The 24,090-nt window shown below is 61.0% G+C and carries 24 protein-coding genes; 16 read left to right on the forward strand and 8 right to left on the reverse strand.

The genetic code is table 11. The features are described 5' to 3' along the window. Nucleotides 1–95: 95 nt before the first annotated feature. The 4 genes from ACMVPR_RS05760 (at nt 96) to ACMVPR_RS05775 (ending at nt 3,679) form a co-directional block, all read left to right on the forward strand. On the forward strand, nt 96–983 hold the full coding sequence (locus ACMVPR_RS05760; protein ID WP_416882071.1) for a PfkB family carbohydrate kinase: 888 nt from the start codon (nt 96–98) through the stop codon (nt 981–983). 1 nt (nt 984) lies between these two features. Then, nucleotides 985–1,902: a pseudouridine-5'-phosphate glycosidase gene (locus ACMVPR_RS05765; RefSeq protein ID WP_416882072.1), complete on the forward strand. Its 918-nt coding sequence runs from the start codon at nt 985–987 to the stop codon at nt 1,900–1,902. A gap of 82 nt (nt 1,903–1,984) precedes the next feature. Next, nucleotides 1,985–2,665 (forward strand): DUF502 domain-containing protein, encoded by a 681-nt coding sequence (locus tag ACMVPR_RS05770; RefSeq protein WP_300585825.1) that lies wholly within the window; start codon nt 1,985–1,987, stop codon nt 2,663–2,665. A 96-nt stretch (nt 2,666–2,761) separates the two neighbouring features. After that, the gene (locus tag ACMVPR_RS05775) at nt 2,762–3,679 is read left to right on the forward strand and encodes a calcium/sodium antiporter (protein ID WP_416882073.1); all 918 of its coding nucleotides are present in this window, start codon (nt 2,762–2,764) and stop codon (nt 3,677–3,679) included. On the opposite strand, the gene ACMVPR_RS05780 is transcribed toward ACMVPR_RS05775, so the two are convergent. The 3 genes from ACMVPR_RS05780 to ACMVPR_RS05790 all read right to left on the reverse strand — a co-directional run bounded on the left by ACMVPR_RS05780 (nt 3,663) and on the right by ACMVPR_RS05790 (nt 5,990). Further along, entirely contained in the window at nt 3,663–4,694 is a 1,032-nt protein-coding gene (locus tag ACMVPR_RS05780) for a patatin-like phospholipase family protein (protein ID WP_300585821.1), read from the reverse strand. The genes ACMVPR_RS05775 and ACMVPR_RS05780 overlap by 17 nt on opposite strands. Before the next feature lie 75 nt (nt 4,695–4,769). Continuing rightward, nucleotides 4,770–5,543, reverse strand: coding sequence for a 3-hydroxybutyrate dehydrogenase (locus ACMVPR_RS05785; protein WP_416882074.1), 774 nt, complete (start codon nt 5,541–5,543; stop codon nt 4,770–4,772). Nucleotides 5,544–5,621: 78 nt separating this feature from the next. Next, on the reverse strand, nt 5,622–5,990 hold the full coding sequence (locus tag ACMVPR_RS05790) for a nuclear transport factor 2 family protein (protein WP_416882075.1): 369 nt from the start codon (nt 5,988–5,990) through the stop codon (nt 5,622–5,624). Nucleotides 5,991–6,232: 242 nt separating this feature from the next. Between ACMVPR_RS05790 and ACMVPR_RS05795 the strand changes: the two genes are divergently transcribed. After that, complete coding sequence (locus ACMVPR_RS05795; RefSeq protein WP_416882076.1) at nt 6,233–8,050, forward strand: extracellular solute-binding protein; 1,818 nt, start codon at nt 6,233–6,235, stop codon at nt 8,048–8,050. Nucleotides 8,051–8,053: 3 nt separating this feature from the next. Continuing rightward, nucleotides 8,054–8,170, forward strand: a complete 117-nt coding sequence (locus ACMVPR_RS05800; protein WP_416882077.1) for an entericidin EcnA/B family protein — start codon at nt 8,054–8,056, stop codon at nt 8,168–8,170. A gap of 53 nt (nt 8,171–8,223) precedes the next feature. On the opposite strand, the gene ACMVPR_RS05805 is transcribed toward ACMVPR_RS05800, so the two are convergent. Continuing rightward, the gene (locus tag ACMVPR_RS05805; protein WP_416882078.1) at nt 8,224–8,865 is read right to left on the reverse strand and encodes a helix-turn-helix domain-containing protein; all 642 of its coding nucleotides are present in this window, start codon (nt 8,863–8,865) and stop codon (nt 8,224–8,226) included. 61 nt (nt 8,866–8,926) lie between these two features. On the opposite strand from ACMVPR_RS05805, the gene ACMVPR_RS05810 reads away from it, so the two are divergent. The 9 genes from ACMVPR_RS05810 (at nt 8,927) to ACMVPR_RS05850 (ending at nt 17,729) form a co-directional block, all read left to right on the forward strand. After that, nucleotides 8,927–10,435 (forward strand): class I adenylate-forming enzyme family protein, encoded by a 1,509-nt coding sequence (locus ACMVPR_RS05810; protein ID WP_416882079.1) that lies wholly within the window; start codon nt 8,927–8,929, stop codon nt 10,433–10,435. Between the two features lie 64 nt (nt 10,436–10,499). Further along, the gene (locus ACMVPR_RS05815) at nt 10,500–11,135 is read left to right on the forward strand and encodes a DsbA family oxidoreductase (RefSeq protein ID WP_416882080.1); all 636 of its coding nucleotides are present in this window, start codon (nt 10,500–10,502) and stop codon (nt 11,133–11,135) included. 3 nt (nt 11,136–11,138) lie between these two features. Then, entirely contained in the window at nt 11,139–11,516 is a 378-nt protein-coding gene (locus ACMVPR_RS05820) for a potassium channel family protein (RefSeq protein ID WP_416882081.1), read from the forward strand. Nucleotides 11,517–11,584: 68 nt separating this feature from the next. After that, complete coding sequence (locus ACMVPR_RS05825) at nt 11,585–12,820, forward strand: multidrug effflux MFS transporter (RefSeq protein ID WP_416882082.1); 1,236 nt, start codon at nt 11,585–11,587, stop codon at nt 12,818–12,820. A 25-nt stretch (nt 12,821–12,845) separates the two neighbouring features. After that, a complete protein-coding gene (locus ACMVPR_RS05830) occupies nt 12,846–14,060 on the forward strand; it encodes an NADP-dependent isocitrate dehydrogenase (protein WP_416882083.1) in 1,215 nt (404 codons plus the stop codon). A gap of 5 nt (nt 14,061–14,065) precedes the next feature. Then, nucleotides 14,066–14,887, forward strand: a complete 822-nt coding sequence (locus ACMVPR_RS05835; RefSeq protein WP_416882084.1) for a TPM domain-containing protein — start codon at nt 14,066–14,068, stop codon at nt 14,885–14,887. A 40-nt stretch (nt 14,888–14,927) separates the two neighbouring features. Continuing rightward, on the forward strand, nt 14,928–15,548 hold the full coding sequence (locus ACMVPR_RS05840; protein ID WP_416882085.1) for a YitT family protein: 621 nt from the start codon (nt 14,928–14,930) through the stop codon (nt 15,546–15,548). Nucleotides 15,549–15,787: 239 nt separating this feature from the next. Beyond that, nucleotides 15,788–17,323 (forward strand): trimethylamine methyltransferase family protein, encoded by a 1,536-nt coding sequence (locus tag ACMVPR_RS05845; protein WP_416882086.1) that lies wholly within the window; start codon nt 15,788–15,790, stop codon nt 17,321–17,323. A 76-nt stretch (nt 17,324–17,399) separates the two neighbouring features. Beyond that, on the forward strand, nt 17,400–17,729 hold the full coding sequence (locus tag ACMVPR_RS05850) for a DMT family transporter (protein WP_300585798.1): 330 nt from the start codon (nt 17,400–17,402) through the stop codon (nt 17,727–17,729). 56 nt (nt 17,730–17,785) lie between these two features. On the opposite strand, the gene ACMVPR_RS05855 is transcribed toward ACMVPR_RS05850, so the two are convergent. Next, nucleotides 17,786–18,370, reverse strand: coding sequence for an outer membrane protein (locus tag ACMVPR_RS05855; RefSeq protein WP_292265725.1), 585 nt, complete (start codon nt 18,368–18,370; stop codon nt 17,786–17,788). A gap of 317 nt (nt 18,371–18,687) precedes the next feature. On the opposite strand from ACMVPR_RS05855, the gene typA reads away from it, so the two are divergent. Beyond that, a complete protein-coding gene (typA, locus tag ACMVPR_RS05860; protein WP_416882087.1) occupies nt 18,688–20,514 on the forward strand; it encodes a translational GTPase TypA in 1,827 nt (608 codons plus the stop codon). Here the strand turns inward: typA and ACMVPR_RS05865 are convergent, their stop codons facing one another. Genes ACMVPR_RS05865 through alaS form a run of 3 tightly spaced genes read right to left on the reverse strand, consistent with a single transcriptional unit; the run spans nt 20,515 to nt 23,957 of the window. Next, entirely contained in the window at nt 20,515–20,994 is a 480-nt protein-coding gene (locus ACMVPR_RS05865) for an MOSC domain-containing protein (protein ID WP_416882088.1), read from the reverse strand. Next, nucleotides 20,991–21,278 carry a DUF1330 domain-containing protein gene (locus tag ACMVPR_RS05870; protein WP_292265730.1) on the reverse strand — a complete coding sequence of 96 codons (288 nt, stop codon included), beginning with the start codon at nt 21,276–21,278 and terminating at the stop codon, nt 20,991–20,993. The genes ACMVPR_RS05865 and ACMVPR_RS05870 overlap by 4 nt, the downstream gene beginning before the upstream one ends. 3 nt (nt 21,279–21,281) lie before the next feature. Next, entirely contained in the window at nt 21,282–23,957 is a 2,676-nt protein-coding gene (gene alaS / locus ACMVPR_RS05875) for an alanine--tRNA ligase (protein WP_416882089.1), read from the reverse strand. Nucleotides 23,958–24,090 lie beyond the last annotated feature (133 nt).

Below are 24,090 nucleotides of genomic sequence, written 5' to 3' on the forward strand. Positions count from 1 at the left end.
TGCCACAAAGCAGGCGCGGCAACAATGGGCGGCGCGACGGTACGTTCTTCATTCCAACCCTTGCGCTGAAATAGCACTCAGGCGATGACGGGCGCATGACACAGCGCCCCGATATCCTTTGCATCGGCTCCGTCCTTTGGGACGTGATCGGCCGATCAGACCGCCACATGAAACAGGGCGCAGACGTGCCCGGCCATATCACCCGTCTGCCGGGTGGTGTTGCGCTCAATATCGCAATGACGCTGGCGCGGTTTGACCTGCTGCCCGCCCTGCTGAGCGTCGTTGGCCGTGATCCCGAAGGCAACGAATTGGTTGCCGCCTGCGACCGACTTGGGCTGATCACCGATCACCTCTACCGCTCGGACGATCTGCCCACTGATCAATACATGGCGGTCGAGGGCAAGAACGGCCTGATCGCCGCCATCGCCGACGCCCATTCGCTGGAGCAGGCGGGTGACAAGATCCTGCGCCCGCTGATCACCGGGCCTGTGGGATTTGTCGAAGCTCCCTTCCCCGGACCCATCGCGCTGGATGGCAACCTTACGGAAACGCTGCTCGACCAGATCGTCCATCACCCGGCCTTTGCCGCAGCCGATCTGCGCATTGCACCCGCGTCGCCCGGCAAAGCGGAACGACTGCTGCCCTTCATCCGCGCGGGCAAAGGGGTGCTCTATGTAAACCTCGAAGAGGCGGGCCTTCTGTGCCAGACCGAATTCACCAATGCTCCCCAAGCCGGGGCTGCGCTGATCGAACGCGGAGCCGCACGCGCCTTGGTCACCGATGGTGGCAATGTCACCTGCGACGCCACAGCCGAGGGCATCCTCGCCGAACGCCCACCCGAGGTGATGGTCACCCGTGTCACGGGCGCTGGCGACACCTTCATGGCCGCCCATATCGCGTCAGAGTTGCGCGGTGCCGACCGCCCCACAGCCCTGCACCGCGCCCTTGCCACTGCTGCCGCCTATGTCGCCGGAGGAACCTGACATGACCACCCTGCCCCTCGATATCTCCGTCGCTGTCCAGACCGCGCTTGATGCGGGAAAACCCGTCGTCGCGCTCGAGTTGACCATCATCACCCACGGGATGCCCTGGCCCCAGAACCTCGAGACCGCGCGCGCCATCGAGGCCACCGTGCGCGACGCAGGTGCCGAACCCGCCACCATCGCTGTGATCGAAGGCCGCCTCTGCGTGGGCCTGAGCGCTGACCAGCTTGAAGCACTGGCGCAGGCCAAACAGGTCGCCAAGCTCAGCCGTGCCGACATGGCGGTCTGTATGGCCAAGGGCGGCACGGGTGCCACAACCGTCGCCGCAACCATGATCGCGGCCCATCTCGCCGGGATCAAAGTCTTTGCGACGGGCGGGATTGGCGGCGTCCATCGCGGTGCCGATCAAAGCTTTGACATCTCCGCCGATCTTCAGGAACTCTCGCAAACTCCGGTTACGGTCGTTGCGGCGGGTGCGAAAGCCATCCTTGACCTGCCGAAAACGCTCGAAGTGCTGGAAACGCTGGGTGTTCCGGTGATGGCTTATGGCCAGGATGTTCTGCCCGCCTTCTGGTCACGCGGGTCGAACCTCAAAGCGCCGCTGCGTGCGGACACACCCGCAGAAATCGCCAAATCGCATCTGATGCGCGCATCACTTGGCCTGCCCGGCGGGCAATTGATCGCCAACCCGATCCCGGCCGAGGCCGAAATCCCTCATACCGAGATTCACCCGATCATCACCCGCGCCACGCAGGACGCCGAAACGCATGGCATCTCGGGAAAGGCCCTCACGCCTTACCTGCTGCAGCGTATTTTCGAACTGACCGAAGGACGGTCGCTCAAGGCAAATATCGCATTGGTGCTGAACAATGCTCGTCTTGGGGCGCAAATTGCACAGGAATTGGTAGCTCTGCGTTGAAAAACAGGATCTTGGCCCCGGCACCCATTGTAGACCGCAGCCCGACCTCCTAGGTTTTCAACGAACCAGTGACGGACCCGACATGACCACCCCTTTTGAACCAGCACGACGCAAGCCAGGCCTCCTTGCACGGCTTCGGGCAAGCTTTCTGACGGGCATCGTTGTCATCGCGCCAGTTGCCCTGACGATCTGGCTGATCTGGACAATCATGGGCTGGATCGACGGTTTTGTCCTGCCGCTGGTGCCGAGCCGGTTCAATCCCGAAGAATATATCGGCATCAACCTGCGCGGCGTCGGTGTGATCTTCTTCCTCGTCTTCACGGTCTTCGTGGGCTGGGTCGCCAAAGGCCTGATCGGGCGCTCGCTGATCCGTTTCGCCGAAAGCCTTGTCGAACGCATGCCGGTGATCCGGTCGATCTATAGCGGGGTCAAACAGATCGCCGAAACGATCTTTGCCCAGTCCGAGCGGAACTTCGAAAAGGCCTGCCTGATCCAATACCCGCGCAAGGGCATCTGGGCGATTGGCTTTATCTCGACCGATGCACGAGGCGAAATTTCCGACCGCGCCGAGACCATGGGCAAACTGATCTCGGTGTTCGTTCCGACCACACCGAACCCGACATCGGGATTTCTGCTCTTCTTCCCCGAAGAAGACGTGATCGAACTCGACATGACCATCGAGGATGCGGCGAAACTGGTGATTTCGGCGGGTCTGGTCTATCCCAACGCCAAAGACCCGTCCCAGCCTGCCAAGGCAGCCTGATTATTTTGCGTCCCGGCTTGAACGGGGTTTCGATCCCACACACTTGATCAGAACGGTCTGCTGCAGTCCCGCACGCGACCCGTTGGGGTGGTTTCCTTGAACTTGATACTCGTGGCCTTTGGCCTTGTGGCGCTGCTTGTTGGCGGCGATCTTTTGGTGCGCGGCGCTGTCGGCGTGGCGCGTCGTTTTGGCGTGTCTCCGCTGGTCATCGGCCTCACGCTGGTAGGCTTCGGGACCTCGGCTCCTGAACTTGTCACCTCGCTCAGCGCTGCACTTGCCGGGGCGCCGGCCATCGCGCTCGGGAACGTCGTTGGCAGCAATATCGCCAACATCCTTTTGATCCTCGCGCTTGCCGCCCTGATCCGTCCGGTGTCGGCACAGATGGCTGGCTTGCCGCGCGAAGCGGCATGGGTTGGCGGCAGCGCTCTTGGATTGGCCGTTCTGGCGGTGGCCGGACAGATTTCTTTCGTCGCCGGTATTGGTCATCTGGCGCTTCTCGGGGTCTATCTCTGGGGCGCGTTCCGCAGCAGCGCAGTTCCGGCGCATGATGTAGATATCCCGACCGACCCGTTGCCCAAGGCGGCGATGTTCCTGGTGGTCGGCCTCGCCCTCACCATCGGGGGCGCCATTGCTCTGGTCGATGGCGCAACCGGCATCGCCCGCGCCTATGGCGTGCCCGAAGCCGTGATCGGGCTTACGCTGGTCGCCGTCGGCACCTCGCTGCCGGAACTTGCAACCACCGTCATGGCGGCGCGGCGCGGGCAATCGGATGTGGCGCTCGGCAACATCCTGGGCTCCGGCATCTTCAACATCCTCGGTATTCTGGGCACCACGGCCCTTTTCGCAAAGCTGCCTATCGAAAGCAGCCTCCTGCCCGACATCGGCGTGATGCTGGCGACAACGGCTGTTCTCATCGGCCTGCTCTTCTGGCGCCGTGCCATCAGCCGCGTTTCGGGTCTCGTCTTTCTGCTGCTCTACGCCGTCTACATGGCGTGGCTCAGCCAAACATTTTGACAAGATCGGCGGTCTGCCGTTGCCCCAGATCTTCCTTGTGATGCGCAAGGAATGTCCCTGCGGCGCGGCGGCCGGCCTCTTTCAATTCGGCGATCACCGATGGTACGGGGACCAGCTTGGTTGCGACCGACAAATCGTTCATCAGGTCGTCATCGGCGATCATGTGCACCCGGACGTTCTTCATTGCGCCCTCCTGCACCTTGCCATCCGCAATCAGGCGCTGGACGAATTCGATGGCCCGCAATTCGCGCAGCAACGATGAGTTGAAACTGATCTCGTTGATCCGGTTCTGAATCTCGTTGGGCATCACCGGCACGGTATCCCGCTTCAGCGGATTGATGTTCACGATCACCACGTCATCCGGCAGGTCGGCATCGAACAGCGGAAACAGCGCCGGGTTCCCTGTATAGCCGCCGTCCCAGAACGGCTCCACGATGCCGGTCTGCGGGTCTTCCACCTCGACCGCCTGAAAGAGGGTTGGTAAACAGGCCGAAGCAAGGATGCTCTTGGTGCTGATTGCCTTGCCTTTGAAAATCCGCACCTTGCCATCGCGCACCTGCGTCGCGCAGACATAGAGGCGCGGGCCTTCCATCGCGCAGACCCGCCCGAAATCGAACTGGTCAACAATCTTTTCGAGCGGGTTCTCGTAGAGCGGCCCCCAGGCATAGGGCGACATCATCCGCCCCAGCGTGTCACCAAGCATGTAAGCGGGTGAAAACTCCAATCCCTTGCTGATCGCCCCCGGTGTAGGCAGCCAGGCCTGCATCCATTTCGGCACTGCCAGATCATCCAGCCGCGCCACCTGTGCCCAGAGCCAGTCGAGGTTGTCTTTTGCCCCCTGCCGCCCGTCCAGCAGCCACCCCGCCTTGAGCGCCGCGCCATTGAGCGCCCCTGCCGACGTGCCGGTGATTGCCGCGATCTCCACGTCTTCCTCTTCCAGAAGCCGGTCCAGCACACCCCAAGTAAACGCGCCATGTGCGCCGCCGCCCTGAAGGGCAAGATTGATCTTTACCATACCACCACCTGCTCCTTCATCTTGCCAAGTAAACTCCGGGGAGCACGAGGGGCTGGCCCCTCGTGAAAAAGGAGATCACAGCGCTGTCCAGCCCCCGTCCACCGAGATCGTCGTCCCGGTGATCTGCGCCGCCGCATCCGAGCAGAGGAACACCGCCGTGCCGCCGATCTGCTCGACCGTGGCGAATTCCTTGGAAGGCTGGCGCTCCAGAATGACCTTCTGCGTCACCTCTTCCTCACTCATGTCGTACTTCTTGGCCGTATCGGGGATCTGGGCCTCGACCAGCGGTGTGAGAACATAGCCCGGACAGATCGCGTTGCAGGTGATGTGTTCCCGTGCCGTTTCCAAAGCCGTTGTCTTGGACAGGCCGACAACCCCGTGCTTGGCGGCAATATAGGCCGATTTGAACGGTGACGCCGTCAGGCCATGGGCGCTGGCGATGTTGATGATCCGGCCCCAGCCCGCCTTGCGCATCATCGGCAATGCAACTGCGGTGGTGTGAAAGGCCGAACTGAGGTTGATGGCGATGATCGCGTCCCATTTCTCGATCGGGAACTCGTCGATCGGGGCGACATGCTGGATGCCCGCATTGTTCACCAGAATATCGCAGGCCCCCGCCTGTTCGATCAGCGCGCGGCACTGGTCGGGCTTCGACATATCGGCCTGGATATAGCGCACCGTGACGCCATGCTCCTTGGCGATCTCCGCGGCGAGCGCATGATCCTCGTCCCGGTCGGTGAACGAATTGATCACCACGTCCGCGCCGGCACGGGCCAATTCATGTGCAACGCCCAACCCGATCCCGGAATTCGAACCGGTGATGACAGCAGTTTTCCCTTTCAGCGACATGATCGCTCCTTCCTTGGTCTTTTGCTTGTGCAGCATGCTACATGCTGCATGTGCATAACACAAAGGAAGGATGTTGGTTCACACCTCTGGCGGCTGCGCTCCAAAAAAGCCGATGATCTCGGTCAGGCGGCCATCTGCGCCGACCCGTCCACAGTCGATCCCTTGGATCGGAACCGTCCCATCCGCCATCACCATGCGCCATGCAAACCGGATGCGGTCGTGATGCGCATCCACCCCCGAGGTCAGTTCGATTCGTCCTCCGGGAAATCGGGCCAAAACACGCCCGATCAGCGCATGCAGCGAATCGCGCCCCCGCGCCTCGCTGCCGGGATCCTGATAAAGCCCATCGTCTGCCCATGCGATTTCCAGAAGCGCCCGCCGTTTTTCAGCATCGACTTCGCACCACGCATCGCCATAGGCCTTTAGAACTTGGGTCAAGCTGTCCATGTCACCTCTCCTGCTGCTGCGTCATCCTTGCAGAACGGCTGGTCATCAGACAGAAAAAAACCCCGGCACGAAGCCGGGGTTAAGTTATTGAGGCAGGTTTCATACAGGCAAGAAACCTATCGAGCAGTAAGTCCTTTATAGGCAATTCTTCGCGGTGATCCAAGCTAAAAGTTTGAAAAGCCTCAAAAGCCCAGTTACGTTCTCAGACAACAAAATAAGGGCAGACAGGGATTGTTGCGAAAATGAGATCGGTTTTATTCCTGAAAAGGCACATCAGCATCGCCGCACTGGCACTCGCGCTTAGCGCGCAATCGGGCGCGGCAGACCCGCAGCACGGCATAGCTATGTATGGGGACCCCGAACTGCCACCGGATTTTGTGTCCCTGCCCTATGCAAACCCGGATGCGCCAAAGGGGGGACGCATCGTGACTGGTGAGGTTGGCAGCTTCGACAGCCTCAACCCGCATATCTCCAAAGGCTCGACCCCGTGGCAGCTCCGGTTCCTCGCCTATGAAAGCCTGATGGGCCGAAACTGGGACGAACCGTTCACGCTCTACGGTCTTCTCGCCGAATCGATTGAGGTGGGCGAGGATCGAGATTGGGTCGAATTCGTCCTCCGCGAAGAGGCCGCGTTCTCAGATGGCACGCCGCTTACCGTAGAAGACGTGATGTGGTCTTATGAGACCCTCGGCACAATCGGTCACCCCCGCTACCACGGCGCGTGGAAAAAAGTCGCGTCGATGGAGCAGACCGGTCCGCGCAGCATCCGCTTCACCTTCAACGAAGACGATCCGGAAATGGCGCTGCTGATCGGCATGCGCCCGATCCTGAAGAAGGCCCAGTGGGAAGGCAAGGAATTCGACGCCTCCGGCATCGACGAGGTGCCGATCTCCACCGCCCCTTACGTGATCGACGATTTCGAGGCGGGCCGCTTTGTCAGCCTCAAACGCAATCCCGACTACTGGGGCAAAGACGTCAACTTCATGCGCGGTCAGGCGAACCTTGATGAGATCCGCATGGAATTCTACGGCGACGGAACTGCCATGTTCGAGGCGTTCAAGGCCGGTGCGCTGAATTCCAGCCGCGAATTCAATGTCGAGAAATGGGACACCCAGTACGATTTCCCCGCCATCGACAGCGGCGATGTGGTCAAGTCGGTGATTCCACATGAACGCCCGTCAGGCATGACCGGGTTCGTGATGAACACCCGCCGCGACCAGTTCAAGGACTGGCGTGTACGCGATGCGATGCTGCATGCGTTCAATTTCGAATTCATCAACGAAACCATGACCGGCTCCAAACAGCCGCGCATCACGTCCTACTTCTCGAACTCGGTGCTCGGCATGCAGGACGGCCCCGCCGAGGGACGCGAGCGCGATCTGCTCGAACCCTTCGCCGCAGACCTGCTGCCGGGCGCGCTCGACGGCTACGCCCTGCCGGTCAGCGACGGCACCGAACGCAACCGTGGCAACATCCGCGCCGCCATCGACCTGATGGAAGAGGCCGGCTACACGATCACCGACGGCCAGATGGTTGGCCCCGATGGGCAGCCCTTCACCTTCGAAATCCTGCTCCAGCAAGGCAGCACCGAAGAACAGTCGATCATCGACCTTTACACTCAGTCGCTGGAACGGGTCGGCATCACTCCGACGATCACCACGATCGACGCGGCGCAGTTCAAGGAACGCACCAACAACTACGATTTCGACATGAGCTACAACCGCTGGGGCATGTCTCTCAGCCCCGGCAACGAACAGAAGCTCTACTGGGGCTGTGACGGCGTCGAAGCCCCCGGCACACGCAACTGGATGGGCATGTGTTCGCCCGCTGCCGAAGCCATGATCGACGAGATCCTCAATTCGGACACACGCGAGGATTTCATCGCGGCCACCCGCGCGCTGGACCGGGTACTGACCACGGGCCGGTATGTCATCCCGATCTACCAGTGGAACATCAGCCGCATCGCTCATGCGAAACAGTTGAAATATCCGACCGACATCCCGATCTATGGCGACTGGATCGGCTGGCAGCCCGATGTCTGGTGGTGGGAAGAGGAGTGAACCATGCGAGCATGCACTCTGCTGATTGTGATCGCAGGCGCGCTCAGCGCCTGTGCCACGGTTGACGGGATCGGTCAGGATATCTCGACCACGTCCCGCACCGTGCAATTGTGGTTCTGAAGCGGTTCGGCTTCTCTGAATGCCCCTGACCGTCTTGCCCGGTCGATCCCGGATCAAGACGTCAGTGATGTGACCCACAGGATGCTGGCGTCGTCGTCTGACACCGAGATCACGTTATGCCCCATTGTGGCATCGTAATAGGCACTGTCCCCGCGGCGCATCTCAACCGGTTCGTAGAACTCGGTGTAGAGCCGGATGACCCCGGTCAGGACATACAGGAATTCCTCGCCGTCATGGCGGACCCAACCGTCGAACTCGTCCACCGAACGCGCACGCACCCGCGCGCGATAAGGCAGCATCTGCTTCTTGGTCAGGGTTTCCGCCAATAGCTCGTGCTCATAGGTGGTCGTGGCGTGGTGCTGGCCCTTTCCGTTGGGGGTCATCACCATCCGGCCATTCACCTTTTCCCGCTGCGGCGGCGTGAACAGCTGTGGCACGCTGATCTGCAATCCAATGGCCAGCTTTTTCAGCGCGTCGTAGGTGGGCGACATCTGCCCGTTCTCGATCTTCGACAAGGTCGATCGTGCCAGCCCCGCCTGCTGCGCGGCCTGTTCGAGCGTCCAGTTCCGCGCCTTGCGCAGGTCGCGCACGCGCTCGCCCAGGTTCAGCGGTTCGGGCTGATCGTGGCTTCCGGTGTCCCGCGCAATGCGGATCAGGTTCTTTGGATCATGAGTTATGAAGTCATCTATAAGCATGGCCTTCCGCTCCGGCAACCGGCGCTTGCGGCGCTGTCAATTGCGGCCTAGGGCTGTTGCCATGACCTCGCTTTTCGACACCGGCCACTGGCCGCCCTGCCCGCAGAATTTCAACCTGACCGCCCATGTTCTGGCTGCGGCTGACCGTGTGCCGGACAAGATCGCGCTGGCCGTGGTCAAACCCACCGGTGCCCAACGCTGGAGCTTTGACCGCCTGCGCAGCGCCATCCTCGGCACCGCCAGCGGGCTTCTGAACAGCGGATTGAAACCGGGTGACCGGCTTCTGATGCGGGTCGGCAATTCGGTCGAATTCCCGGTCGCCTATCTTGCAGCCATCGCGGTCGGCATCGTTCCCATTCCCACCTCGTCCCAGCTCACCGAGCCTGAGGTACAGGTGTTGATCGACATGACGGGTCCGGCGGCGGTTCTGCATGACGGCCAGACCGCCTGTCCTTCAACCGTACGGGTAATCCGTACGGATCAGATCTCTCAATGGTACGGTTTGCCCCCCGCCACCTACGACTACGGCGATCCGAACCGCCTCGCCTATATCATCTTCACCTCCGGCACATCGGGCAAACCCCGTGCCGTCTGCCACGCCCACCGCGCGATCTGGGCGCGGGGCATGATGATGGACGGCTGGTACGGGTTGACCGAGTCCGACCGCCTGATGCACGCAGGCGCGTTCAACTGGACCTACACGCTGGGCACTGGCCTTTTGGACCCGTGGACAAAGGGCGCAACGGCCCTGATCCCGGCACAGGGCGTTGAACACGCGCAGATCCCGCTTTTGCTCAAACGCCATGAGGCAACGATTTTCGCAGCAGCGCCAGGGGTTTATCGAAATGTCCTGAAGTTGGGTCAGCTTGACCTTCCCAAACTGCGCCATGGCCTTTCCGCCGGAGAAAAGCTGCCCGCCTCGATCCGCGACGCGTGGCTGGCCGCGACGTGCACCCGCGTCTACGAGGCGTTCGGCATGTCCGAATGCTCGACCTTCATTTCCGCGCCACCGGGATCGCCCGACCTTCCCCCCGAAAGCCTTGGCTGGCCCCAACAGGGCCGCCGCGTGGCGATCATCGGGGACACTGGCCCCGTTCCATTCGGCACCCCCGGTATCATCGCCGTCCATCGCAATGATCCGGGATTGATGCTTGGCTATCTGAACAAACCAGAAGAGACCGCCGCGCGCTTTCAGGGCGACTGGTTCCTGACGGGCGATATGGGTGAAATGACTGAAAACAAAGACATTCGCTATCATGGCCGGGCTGATGACATGATGAATGCAGGCGGCTACCGCGTCAGCCCGCTTGAGGTCGAAGCCGCGTTGCTGACCCATCCCGACATCCACGAGGTCGGCGTCACCGATATCGAAATCAAAACAGACACTCGCATCATCGCCGCCTACTACGTGGCCGATCATGCCTTGGATGCCGACAGCCTGAATGCCTTTGCCGCCGAACGCCTTGCCCGATACAAACAACCGCGTCTTTACACGCGCATCGCGTCCCTGCCCCGCAATGCCAATAACAAACTGTTGCGCCGCGCATTGCCCGACCAGCCAATGCTCTGACCTGCGCTTATCAATCGCGGCACAGTCTGTTAGACCGTCCTCAACGACTGCAAAGGAATGACACATGGTCAAGCTCGACATCATGTCCGACCCGATTTGCCCTTGGTGCTATATCGGCAAGACCAACTTTGACCGCGCACTGGCGCAGCGCCCGGATCATCCGTTCCTGATCACATGGCATCCGTTCCAGTTGAACCCGGACATGCCGAAAGAGGGCATGGATCGCCGCGCCTATCTCGAAGCGAAGTTCGGTGGCAAGGAAGGCGCGGTCCGCGCTTATGCGCCCGTGGTGCAACATGCCGAAAAGGCCGGGTTGAAGATCAACTTCGAAGCCATTGAAAAGACGCCCAATACCTTGAATGCGCACCGGCTTATTCACTGGGCCGGGATCGAAGGCCATCAGAACGCCGTCGTCGATGCCCTGTTTACCGCATATTTTGTTGAAGGTCGCGATATCGGTGCGGCTGACGTGTTGGCCGACATCGCGGATTCCTGCGGCATGGATGCCAGTGTCGTTCTGCGCCTTCTCGCCACCGACGAAGACCGCCGCGAGATCGTAGACCGCGACGCCGTCGCGCGCGGAATGGGGGTGACATCGGTACCGACCTTTATCGTGGCCAGCCAACATGCCGTTCCCGGCGCGCAACCGACCGAGCTTTGGCTGCAAGTCATGGACGATCTGGCGCAAACCGCGTCCTGAGCGATGCAGTTTCCCTTCCGCGTCATCACTCTGGTTGTCACCCTCGCGGCGATTGTCGCAGGCGGGACGGTGTTCTTCCGCTGGGCTGAAGGGTGGAGCTGGCTCGATTTGTATTTCTTTACCGTCGTGACCCTGTCGACCGTGGGCTATGGCAATCTTGTGCCGGCAACCGCGCTTGGTAAAATCGGCACAACCGTTTTCATTTTTGTCGGTCTCGGCGTCTTTGCGGTGACCATTCAGCAATTCGGCATGTTTGCCATGCGCAAACGCGAAGAGCATACCGAATGGCTTGTCGCGCGGTTTCAAGAACCAGATGAAACCGCCAATACCGACGACGATCCCAGCGAACGTGAACCGTCCCCGGCATCGCGACGCCACTAAAGGTCGCCGGGTCTGTTCCCTCGGTAAAAGTGCTGTTAGGGCTGTCACCACATTTTCAGGACAGTCTCATGCAGAACGCCATGCCGCGCACAGAATTCATTGCATTGATGGCGATGCTGGCGGCAACCGTTGCGCTGTCCATCGACGCCATGTTGCCCGCTCTGCCGCAGATCTCAGAGGAATTGACGCCGGACAATATCAACAAGGCGCAGTTGATCCTGACCATGTTTGTCATGGGCATGGGGCTTGGCACCTTCTTCACCGGCCCGCTGTCTGACACGTTCGGGCGCAAACCGGTCATGCTATGGGGCGCCGTGCTCTATACGGTCAGCGCATTCGTCGCATCACAGGCGCAAACGCTGGAAGTGTTGCTGATCGCACGGGTGTGTCAGGGGATCGGGGCTGCCGGTCCGCGCGTTGTTGCCATGGCCGTCGTGCGCGACCTCTACATGGGGCGCGGCATGGCGCAGATCGTGTCGCTCATCATGATCATTTTCACGCTGGTGCCTGCCATCGCCCCGTTTCTGGGCGCGATTGTGATCGACGCCTACAGTTGGCGCGCCGTGTTCTACGGGTTCATGATCTTTTCCGTGATTTCGGCGGTTTGGCTTGCGCTGCGCTTGCCCGAGACACTGGCGGTAGAGGATCGCCGTCCGTTCCGCATTCACTCCTTGCGCAGCGCGGTGGTCGAGATGTTCGCCCATCCCGTCGTGCGCCTCTCGATCCTCGTGCAAAGCCTGTGCTTTTCCATGCTCTTTGCCATGCTCTCGAGCGTTCAGCAGATCTACGACATTACCTTTGGCCGCGCCGATACCTTTGCGATCTGGTTCGGCTTTGTCGCAATTGTCGCGGGCTCGTCGGGCTTTCTGAATGCCAGCCTTGTGATGCGGCTGGGCATGATGTTCCTTGTCCGCGCTATGCTGCTGGCGCAGGTTGGGTTTTCGGCCCTCATGGTGGCCATCGGCTATGCCGCCGGTGCCGGGTATATCCCGGACACGCTCTACTTCGCGCTGTTTGTAATCTGGCAGATCACCGTCTTCTTTCAGGCAGGCATGACGCTGGGCAATCTTATGGCCATCGCACAAGAACCGATGGGCCATATCGCGGGCATGGCGGCAAGCGTGATCGGAGCCGTTGCCACGGTCGTCGGCGTCACGCTGGCGATCCCGGTCGGGCTTTTGTTCGACGGCACCCCGATTCCGCTGGCGGCTGCCATGTTCCTCAATGCAGTGTTGGCATTGTATTTGACGCAGTTGATGATGAAAGCCGAGGCGCAAATGTCGCCGTCGCTGGGCACCCACTGACCCGACAAAGGAAAGGGAACCTCCAATGTCGAAGATCAAAGTCGATAATCCCATCGTTGAAATGGATGGCGATGAAATGACCCGGATCATCTGGGATTTCATCAAGAAGAAGCTGATCCTGCCCTATCTGGACATAGACCTGCTCTACTACGATCTCGGGATCGAGGAGCGGGATCGCACCAATGACCAGATCACCATCGATGCCGCCGAAAAGACCAAAGAGGTGGGTGTCGCCGTCAAATGCGCGACCATCACCCCGGACGAGGCGCGGGTCGAGGAGTTTGGCCTCAAACAGATGTGGCGGTCGCCCAATGGCACGATCCGGAACATCCTTGGCGGTGTGATCTTCCGCCAGCCGATCATCTGCCGCAACGTGCCGCGCCTTGTGCCGGGCTGGACGAAGCCCATCGTCGTTGGCCGCCACGCCTTTGGCGATCAGTACAAGGCCACGGATTTCAAGTTCCCCGGAGCGGGCAAGCTCACGATGAAATTCGTCGGCGAAGATGGCACGGTGATCGAACGCGATGTCTATGACGCGCCGTCGGCAGGCGTGTTCATGGGCATGTACAACCTCGACGATTCGATCACTGATTTTGCGCGCGCGTCGTTCAACTACGGGCTTAACATCGGCTGGCCGGTCTACCTGTCCACCAAGAATACCATTCTGAAACAGTATGATGGCCGCTTTCTCGAGATCTTCCAGCACATCTACGACACCGAATTCCGCGAGGCCTTCGAGGCCAAGGGCATCGAATACCAGCACCGCCTGATCGACGACATGGTCGCGTCTGCGCTCAAATGGTCGGGCGGATTTGTCTGGGCCTGCAAGAACTACGATGGCGACGTGCAGTCCGACACGGTGGCGCAGGGGTTCGGGTCATTGGGGATGATGTCCTCGGTGCTGATGACCCCCGATGGCAAGATCGTCGAGGCCGAAGCCGCCCACGGCACCGTCACCCGCCATTATCGCCAGCATCAGGCGGGCGAACAGACCTCGACCAATTCCATCGCGTCGATCTACGCATGGACCGGCGCGCTCAAGCATCGCGCCAAGCTGGACGAGAACATCAGCCTGCGCGCCTTTGCGGAAACACTGGAACGGGTGGTCGTGGAAACGGTCGAGGCCGGGTACATGACCAAGGATCTGGCCTTGCTGGTCGGACCACAGCAAAGCTGGTTGACCACGATGGGTTTCCTCGAAAAGCTGGACCAACGGTTGAATTCGGCTCTGACGGGGTAAGAACGATGCGGTGGTTCGCGGTTTTCCTGTTTCTTGCGGCTCCGCTCTGGGCGCAGTCCTACCCGGATCACGAACGCACCACGATCACCGACAGGGCCGATCTCCTGAGCGATGCCGAGGAAGCGGCGCTGGATGCGCGGCTTTCTGGATTGCGGGCAGACACGGGTATCGAATTTGCCGTCCTCACCTTGCCCTCGCAAATACCCTACGCGCCGGACGAGACACTTGAAAGCTTTGCCACGGGTCTCTTCAATCACTGGGGCATCGGCGATGCCACCCGCAACGACGGTATCCTTGTGATGGTCCTTTCCGAAGACCGTGCCATGCGCATCGAACTGGGCGCGGGTTATGGGCGCGACTGGGATCGTGTCGCGGCGGATGTCATCAACCGATCCTTCCTGCCAGCGTTTTCAAATGACGACTACGCCACCGGCATCACCGACGGGGTCGAAGATGTGATCGCCTCCATTGCGCTGCCATTCTCGGGGGGATCCGAAGCGCCTGTATCGGATGATACGATCTCGACATGGATGGTTGTGGTGTCCTTGATCGGCGGTTTCCTGATCGTGGCGCGCCGGTTCATTGGCGACCTGATGACCCGCTTGCGGCGCTGCCCGAATTGCGGAAGCCGCGCCCTGAGCCGAACGCGAAAGACCTTGCGCAAGGCGACGAAGACCAGCGAAGGCGCTGGCGAGGCGATCACACGGTGCAGTCAATGCAGCTACCGCGACGTTCGCCGGTTCACGGTGTCCCGCGTGTCGTCGTCATCCGGGGGCAGTTTCGGCGGCGGACGATCCGGCGGGGGTGGCGCCTCTGGCCGGTGGTGAGCGACTTGACATTCGGAAAATATGTCATAATTGCTGACCTATGTTTCTGCTCAGCAAACCACCCGCAGACCGTCACACGGTTCTTGAAGACATCCAGGGCATCCTGATCGGGGCCACCCTTGTGGCGCTCGCGATCCAGTTCCTGTCTCAGGCCAACCTGATCACCGGGCAGATTGCCGGGCTTGCGTTGATTACAAGCTATGCAACCAACTGGCCTTTCGGGGCGGTCTTCTTCGTGCTGAACCTGCCTTTCTACATTCTTGCGGTCTATCAGCTTGGCTGGACCTTCACGCTCAAGACCTTTGCCGCGGTCGCGCTGATGTCCACGATCTCCGAACTTTTCCCCTATGTTCTAACCCTCGACATGGTGCACCCGGCACTTAGCGCGGTGGTGGGTGGCGTATTGGCGGGGATCGGGCTTTTGTCGCTGATCCGGCATGGGGCAACACTGGGCGGTGTGGGTGTCGTGGCGCTTTGGTTGCAGGACACACGTGGCATTCAGGCAGGAAACACGCAGCTGTTGTTTGACGTCTTCGTGTTCGGCTTCGCCTTTTGGATTCTTCCAGCGGACGTGGTGATCTGGTCGCTTCTGGGAGCGGTGATTCTGAACATGATCATCACCGTGAACCATCGTCGCGATCGGTACGTGGCGCGATCCTGATCCGCTTCTGCACAAGAAACAGACAAAAACGACACCTTGTCGCAATCAGCGCAGATTGCGAGGCTCGCTGAAGGCAGCATCTTTGCATCAATATGGAGATGCAGATGCGCGGTGATCGTTCCGCCCTGACACTTGTTCTGCGCACCATCGGGGCGCGGCGGGGACGCGCTGCCCGGGGTCGTCCCTGATCGGTTTGCCTTCCGATCCGACCCAGCATTCCCCTTCACAAGAGACATCCCATGACTGATCTGTCCCCTCGTCGCGCCGGTGGCCGTGCTGCCCGGCGTGAAGCACGCGCAAATCCCCTGGCCGACAACCTCCGCCCCATCCGTGCGGGCATGTCCGGTGGCCGTTACACGCCGCTTGACCCTGCGGATATGGACCGCATCCACAATGCCGCCCTGACCGCTCTGGAAGAGATCGGCCTCTCCGAAGCCCCGGCCTCTGGCATCGAGATCATGACCAAGGCCGGAGCGGTGCTGGGTGACGATGGACGCATCCGTTTCCCGCGTGCGCTGGTCGAAGACATGCTGGCACTGACCAATCGGTCCGTGACCCTGTGCGGTCGCGATCCGCTCTATGACCTCGACCTCTCGGGCACCCGCGTCCATTACGGGACGGCTGGTGCTGCGGTGCACATGGTCGACGTGGAGACCGGACATTACCGCGAAAGCACGGTGCAGGATCTGCACGACGCCGCCCGCATCGCGGACCAGTTGGACAACATCCATTTCCTGCAGCGTCCGATGGTGGCGCGGGATATTCTGGACAACAAGGAGATGGACCTCAACACCATCTATGCCTGCTGTTCCGGCACCTACAAACATGTCGGCGTGTCCTTTACCGAACCGTCCTTTGTGCCCGACGCGTTCGAACTGCTTCACCTGATCGCAGGGGGCGAAGACGCGTGGCGCGCCCGGCCCTTTGTGTCGAACTCCAACTGTTTCGTCGTCCCACCGATGAAATTCGCGACCGAGGCCTGTCAGGTTATGGAGGCCTGTATTCGCGGCGGCATGCCCGTTCTGCTGCTCAGCGCGGGTCAGGCCGGGGCGACCGCCCCTGCGTCGATCGCCGGGGCCATCGTGCAGGCGGTTGCGGAATGTCTGGCAGGTGTCGTCTATGTCAACGCCATGGCGCCTGGCCATCCGGTGATCTTCGGCACATGGCCTTTCGTGTCGGATTTGCGCACAGGCGCCATGTCGGGCGGATCTGGCGAACAGGCGCTGTTGACGGCGGGCTGCGCGCAGATGCACCGCTACTATGGCCTGTGCGGAGGTGCGGCGGCAGGGATTGCCGACGCCAAGCTGCCGGATATGCAGGCGGGCTGGGAACAGATGTGTTCCAACGTCATGGCCGGGCTTGCGGGTCTTAACATGGTGTACGAAGCCGCCGGGATGCATGCCTCGCTTCTGGGCTTCTGCCACGAAAGCCTGATTTTGGGCGATGACCTGATCGGTCAGGCGATGCGCTGTGTGCGCGGGATCGAAGTGACCGAGGACGACCTGAGCCTTGAGGTCATGCGCGCCACATGCCTTGGCGGGCCGGGCCATTATCTTGGCAGCGATGACACACTGAACCGGATGCAGCGCGATTATGTCTACCCGGTGCTGGGCAACCGCGCATCGCCCAAGGAATGGGTGGAGCAAGGCCAGCCGATCCTCGTGAACAAGGCGACCGAGCGGAAAGAGAAGATCCTGTCGAAACCTGCCCGCGCCCGGTTTGCGCCGGATGTCGACGCCGTAATCCGCAGCCGATTCAACATTCATCTGAATTGACCTGAAGAAGTGCTCCGGGGGGCTGGTCCCCCCGGACGCTATGGGCCATGAAGTTCCTGTCCCACAGGAGATCGCCATGCCCTATGTCATCCTCATCTTCGCCGTTCTGGCGGAAACCATCGGCACCACCGCGTTGCAGGCCAGCCAGCAGTTCAGCCGCCCCCTGCCCTCGGTCATTGTGGTGGTGGCTTATGGGGTGGCGTTCTATCTTCTCGCCATCGCGCTCAGGACCTTTCCAGTCGGCATCGCCTACGCCATGTGGTCAGGCATGGGGATCGTGTTTATCGCGGTCATTGGATTTGCGGTTTTTGGGCAGAAGCTTGATCTGGCAGCGATCCTCGGGATTGGCCTGATCATGGCGGGCATACTGGTCATCAATCTCTTCTCGGGCACCGCAACCCATTAAAAAACGCGCACCGGAGGGACCGATGCGCGTTTCGTGCCTTGCGACCAAGGGTGGCATCAGAAGCGGAAGCTGCCCCGGATCGACACCGTATCCGCATCGACATCGACGCCTGTCCCGTCGAAATCGTCAAAGCGGTGGGCCAGGTATTCCCCACCCACGGTGAACTGCTCGGTCACTTTGTATTCGACACCCAGACCGCCAACGAAGCCGGTATCATCGCCGATATTGGTGTTCAGCTGTGCCGCACCGACGGTGGCATAAACCAATGTCTGGCCAAGGTCGTAGCCGCCACGGACCTTCGCACGCAGGATGTCGTCGACCTCGATCCCGCCCAACTGGATGTCTTCGCCGGTCTGGTAATCGAGTTCACCACCAACAACGAATTGACCGAAGTCATAGTCATAGCCACCGAAGACGCCATAGACCGCTTCGCTGTCGTCAAGACCGCCGTCGGCCTCAGCAGACAGGTTGCCAAAGCTCAGACCGCCATAGGCACCTGTCCAGTCGCCCCCCATCGGGGCCGGAGCCACAGTGACGGGTTCCACGATCATCGGCTCCACAGGGGCCGGATCGGCGCTGCCTGCATAAGCGGAGGTTGCTGCTGTGGCCACAAGGGCCGTTCCAAGCAGAATGCGTTTCATGAGAGTTCCTTTCTCGTTTGCCTCATTGATCACGGCAGGCGCAGATGCGTCCTGCCGTGCTGTTGTCTCAACGTCGGCACCCTTGATCGCGTTTCAACGTCATGGGCAGAGCTTTCTTCAAACGGGCGGTTTTCCGGCCAAAGCCCGCCCAAAAAGCCCATGCCGTCAGTGCTTTATTGCCGGTTCCCTGTCACTCTCTCGTGAGGAACCTGTGGGGGCTGAACGGCAACACCCATATCACCGGGCTTTTTTGCTGGCCTTCCTTGACGGTCCCTTGTAACCCCCGGCCAACTCTTCCCTGTACGAGACAAAGATTCATGGACCTTCGCAACATTGCGATCATCGCTCACGTTGACCACGGCAAGACGACGCTGGTTGACGAACTGCTGAAACAATCGGGCGCGTTCCGCGCCAACCAGGCTGTCGCCGAACGCGCAATGGACAGCAACGACCTCGAACGCGAACGCGGCATCACCATTCTGGCCAAGGCAACTTCGGTTGAATGGAAAGGCACGCGCATCAACATCGTCGACACTCCCGGTCACGCCGATTTCGGCGGTGAGGTGGAGCGCATCCTGTCGATGGTTGACGGCGTTGTTCTGCTTGTGGACGCCGCCGAAGGCCCGATGCCGCAGACAAAATTCGTGACCTCCAAGGCGCTGGCGCTTGGTCTGCGTCCCATCGTGGTGCTGAACAAAGTCGACAAGCCCGACGCTGAACCCGACCGCGCGCTGGACGAGTGTTTTGACCTCTTTGCCAACCTTGACGCCAACGAGGACCAGCTTGATTTCCCGCACATGTACGCCTCGGGCCGTTCCGGCTGGGCCGACACCACGCTTGAAGGTCCACGCAAGAACCTCGATGCTCTGTTCAAGCTGATCGTCGACCACGTGCCTGCACCCAAGCAGATCAAGCACCAGAATGACGATTTCCGCATGCTGGCCACCACGCTGGGCTCCGACCCGTTTGTGGGCCGCATCCTGACCGGCCGCGTTGAGTCCGGCCGTCTCAAGGTGGGTGCCACGGTTCAGGCGCTCAGCCGTGTGGGTCAGAAGATCGAACAGTTCCGTGTCACCAAGATTCAGGCGTTCCGTGGCCTTGGCATGCAGGACATCGAAGAGGCGTTGGCGGGCGACATCGTCAGCATCGCGGGCATGTCAAAGGCCACCGTGGCCGACACGATCTGTGCGCTGGCTGTGGAAGAACCGCTTGAAGCGCAGCCGATTGATCCGCCCACCATCACCGTCACCTTTGGCATCAATGACAGCCCGCTTGCCGGTCGTGATGGCAAGAAGGTGCAATCCCGCGTGATCCGTGACCGTCTGATGAAAGAGGCGGAATCCAACGTCGCGATCAAGATCAAGGACACTCCCGGCGGCGAAGCCTTTGAGGTGTCGGGCCGTGGCGAACTCCAGATGGGTGTTCTGATTGAAAACATGCGCCGCGAAGGGTTCGAACTATCGATCTCGCGCCCGCAGGTCATCATGAAGGAAGACGAAAACGGCAAGCTGCTGGAACCCGTTGAAGAAGCGACCATCGACGTCGATGATGACTATTCCGGTGCGGTGATCGAAAAGCTGACCGGCGCGCGCAAAGGCGAACTGGTCGAAATGCGCCCTGCCGGTGTTGGCAAGACCCGCATCATCGCCCATGTCCCGTCGCGCGGGTTGATCGGCTATCACGGTGAATTCCTGACCGACACGCGCGGCACGGGTGTTCTCAACCGCGTCTTCCACGGCTGGACCCCGCACAAAGGCCCAATTCCGGGTCGGCGCGCAGGTGTTCTGATCTCGATGGAAAACGGTGTGTCGGTCGCTTATGCGCTTTGGAACCTCGAAGACCGTGGTCGTATGATGATCGGTGCGCAGGAAGCCGTCTACACAGGCATGATCATTGGCGAGCACAGCCGCGACAATGATCTGGAAGTGAACCCGCTCAAGGGTAAAAAGCTCACCAACGTCCGGGCGTCCGGCACCGACGAAGCCGTGCGCCTCACCACGCCGATCACGCTCTCGCTGGAAGAAGCCATCGCCTATATCAACGACGACGAACTGGTCGAAGTGACGCCCAACGCGATCCGTCTGCGCAAGCGCTACCTCGATCCGCACGAACGCAAGCGGATGTCCAAGACGCCCGGATCCTGATTACGGGTCATGCTCCACAACGCAAACCGGGTCGCCAATTTTGGCGCGGCCCGGTTTCGCCACCTCCGCACACCAGCCACCATGGCCGCGCATCGCGCTGTAACCGCCATGTCCCAACGCGCCTTCCATCCGTGAACACGGCGCACAGACGGTTGTGATGCAAAGATGTGCGCTGCCGACCGAAATGACGGCACCGCGCAGCGCGGACAGATTCAGACCGGACACAACCAGATTGCGTCTGAGAATTTCCGGCGCAAGGCGCGCGTGCTTCGCAAGCGCGGCAATCACCGGGATATGTTCTGCCTGAATCAGGGTGACTGCGCGTTTTCCGGGCCGGGCGTGATCGCCGTCCAACCCATCAAGTGCGAATTCGACCTCGTTCAGAGAGACAAGATCGGCAAGCCGCGCGGGGCGCACGCCGATCCAATCCAGACATCCGTCCTGCGCATGGCGGGACATCAGGTCTTTGAGGGGGATCACTCGGTGGTTTCGACGATCAGCAATTCCCGCTCGGACGCATCCCGCGCATGGTCGAGCGCCTTCTGGTACTCCGGGCTATTATAGCAGGCCTCTGCCGCTTCCACCGAGGGGAACTTGGCCACGACATTCCGCGGCCGTTCCTGCCCTTCAAGCTGCACATAGCGGCCACCACGGGCAATGAAGTGTCCACCATGTTTGGCAATCGCAGGACCGGCCAGCTCGGCATATTTTGCGTAGGACTCGGGGTCCGTCACCGTGACATGGGCAATCCAGAGTGCGGGCATGGTTTATCCTCCCAAAACGGCTTCGGCGGCCTTGATCGCGGCGTCGGCATTCTCGGCCGAGGCACCACCGCCCTGCGCCATGTCCGGACGGCCACCGCCGCCCTTGCCACCCAATTCTGTCACAGCCGCTTTGACCAGATCAACTGCGGAAATGGCCCCAGTCAGATCCGAGGTCACGCCGGCCGCCACAGCCGCCTTGTCACCTGTGTCTGCGATCAAAAGAACCGCGCCCGACCCGATCCGTGATTTGTGCTCGTCGATCAGGGGGGGCAGGTCCTTGCCTGACACGCCCGACAGAACCTGTGCGAGGAACTTCACGCCGTTGATCTCGCGGGCCTCGGCGCCACCGCCCTGCCCCGAGCCACCGGCCATCGCCAGTTCGCGGCGCAACTGTGCCACCTCGTTCGACAGTGCCTTGCGCTCGTCCAGCAGCGCGCGCACCCTTGCGGGCACGTCCGTGGCCTGCGCCTTCAGCTCCAGCGCCACTTCGGTCAGACGGTGATCCTGCTCGGACAGGTAGCGGAACGCATCCGCCCCGGTCAGCGCCTCGATCCGGCGGACACCCGCGCTGGATGCGGAATCGCCGAGCGTGACGAACACGCCGATGTCGCCCGTGCGCCGCACATGGGTACCTCCGCAAAGCTCCAGCGAGTAGGTATTGCCATCCGCGCCCTTGCCCGAGCCCGTTTGCGTGCCCATCGACACGACGCGCACCTCGTCGCCGTATTTCTCGCCGAACAGCGCTTGCGCCCCGATGGCGCGGGCGTCATCCGGGGTCATGATCCGTGTCTCGACAGGAGCGTTCTGGCGGATATAGGCGTTCACCTCGGCCTCGACTTGCCGCAGTTCGTCTTGCGTTAGCGCCTTGCCGTGGCTGAAATCGAACCGCAGTCGATCCGGCGCATTGAGCGACCCGCGCTGCGCGACGTGATCGCCAAGCGCGCGGCGCAGCGCCTCGTGCAGCAGGTGCGTGGCTGAATGGTTCGCACGGATCGACGTGCGGCGGCTGTGATCCACCTCAAGCTGAACCGCTTCGCCCTTCTTGAACGTCCCGCTTTTGATGGTCACGTGATGCGCAAACACCTTGCCGCCACCCATGCGCTGGGTGTCGCTCACTTCGGCCTGATCGTCTTCGTCTTCAAGGCGGCGCAGCCAGCCCGTGTCGCCCACCTGACCACCGGATTCACCATAGAACGGCGTCTGGTTCAGCACGATCCAGCCGGATTCGCCCGTCGCCAACGCATCCACCACCGCGCCATCCTTGATTAGCGCCAGCATCTGTCCTTCGGCGGTCTCGGTGTCATAGCCAAGAAAATCAGTTGCACCGTGGGTTTCCGCCAGATCGAACCAGATCGCGAGATCGGCGGATTCGCCTGTGCCCGACCATGCTGCACGTGCCTTGGCCTTCTGTTCAGCCATGGCCGCATCGAACCCGTCGGTGTCCACCGTCCGGCCCTTTTCGCGCAGTGCGTCCTGCGTCAGGTCAAGCGGGAAGCCGTAGGTGTCATACAGTTTGAACGCGGCAGCGCCCGGCAGCGGGGCATCTTCGCCCAGGCCGGCCAATTCCTCGTCCAGCAGTTTGAGGCCACGATCCAGCGTCTGCTTGAACCGTGTCTCTTCCAACCGCAGCGTTTCCTCGATCAACGCCTGTGCGCGCGGCAGTTCCGGATAGGCCGCACCCATCTGGCGGACAAGTGCCGGGACCAACTTGTGCATGACCGGATCCTGAGAGCCCAGCAAATGCGCATGACGCATCGCACGGCGCATGATCCGGCGCAGAACGTAACCGCGCCCGTCGTTCGACGGCATCACGCCATCGGCGATGAGGAACGAGGTGGACCGCAGGTGATCGGCGATCACACGATGATGCGTCTTGCCCGGACCATCGGGGTCGCTTGATGTCACATCCGCCGATGCCTCGATCAGCGCGCGCATCGTGTCGGTGTTGTAATTGTCGTGGCTGCCCTGCAAGAGCGCGCCAATCCGCTCTAGACCCATGCCTGTGTCGATCGACTGCATATCGAGCGCCCGCATCGAGCCATCCTCGAACTGCTCGTTTTGCATGAAGACGATGTTCCAGATCTCGATGAACCGGTCGCCATCTTCCTCGGGGCTTCCCGGAGGGCCACCCCAGATGTGGTCGCCATGGTCGTAGAAAATCTCGGTGCAGGGGCCGCAAGGGCCGGTTGGGCCCATCTGCCAGAAATTGTCCGATGTGGCGATGCGGATGATCCGGCTTTCCGGCACGCCGACCTTTTTCCAGATCTCGAAGGCTTCGTCATCTGTGTGGTAGATCGTGACATACAAACGCTCGGCCGGGATGCCGAAATGTTTGGTGATCAATTCCCATGCGAACGGAATCGCCTCTTCCTTGAAGTAGTCGCCAAAGCTGAAATTCCCCAGCATTTCAAAGAACGTGTGGTGGCGCGCGGTATATCCCACATTGTCGAGGTCATTGTGCTTGCCGCCCGCGCGCACACATTTCTGCGCGGTGGTCGCGCGTTTGTAGTCGCGGTGTTCGACGCCGGTAAACAGGTTCTTGAACTGCACCATGCCCGAGTTCGCGAACATCAGTGTCGGGTCATTGCGGGGCACAAGCGGACTTGAGGCAACAACCTCGTGACCCTGTTTTTCAAAGTAGTTCAGAAACGTGGAGCGGATATCGTTCAGCGTGGGCATGTGTGACCTGACCTGCAAGGTATTCGGGGTCCGGGCAATCCGGGTTCGGCCTGAAATAGCCCTTGCCAGAGGGGCTGTCCACAGCAGAGGTCACGCTGAAACGGAAACAGGGTGGCGCATCCGCCACCCTGTT

Source organism: Marivita sp. (assembly GCF_048006345.1).
Taxonomy (GTDB): Bacteria; Pseudomonadota; Alphaproteobacteria; order Rhodobacterales; family Rhodobacteraceae; genus Marivita.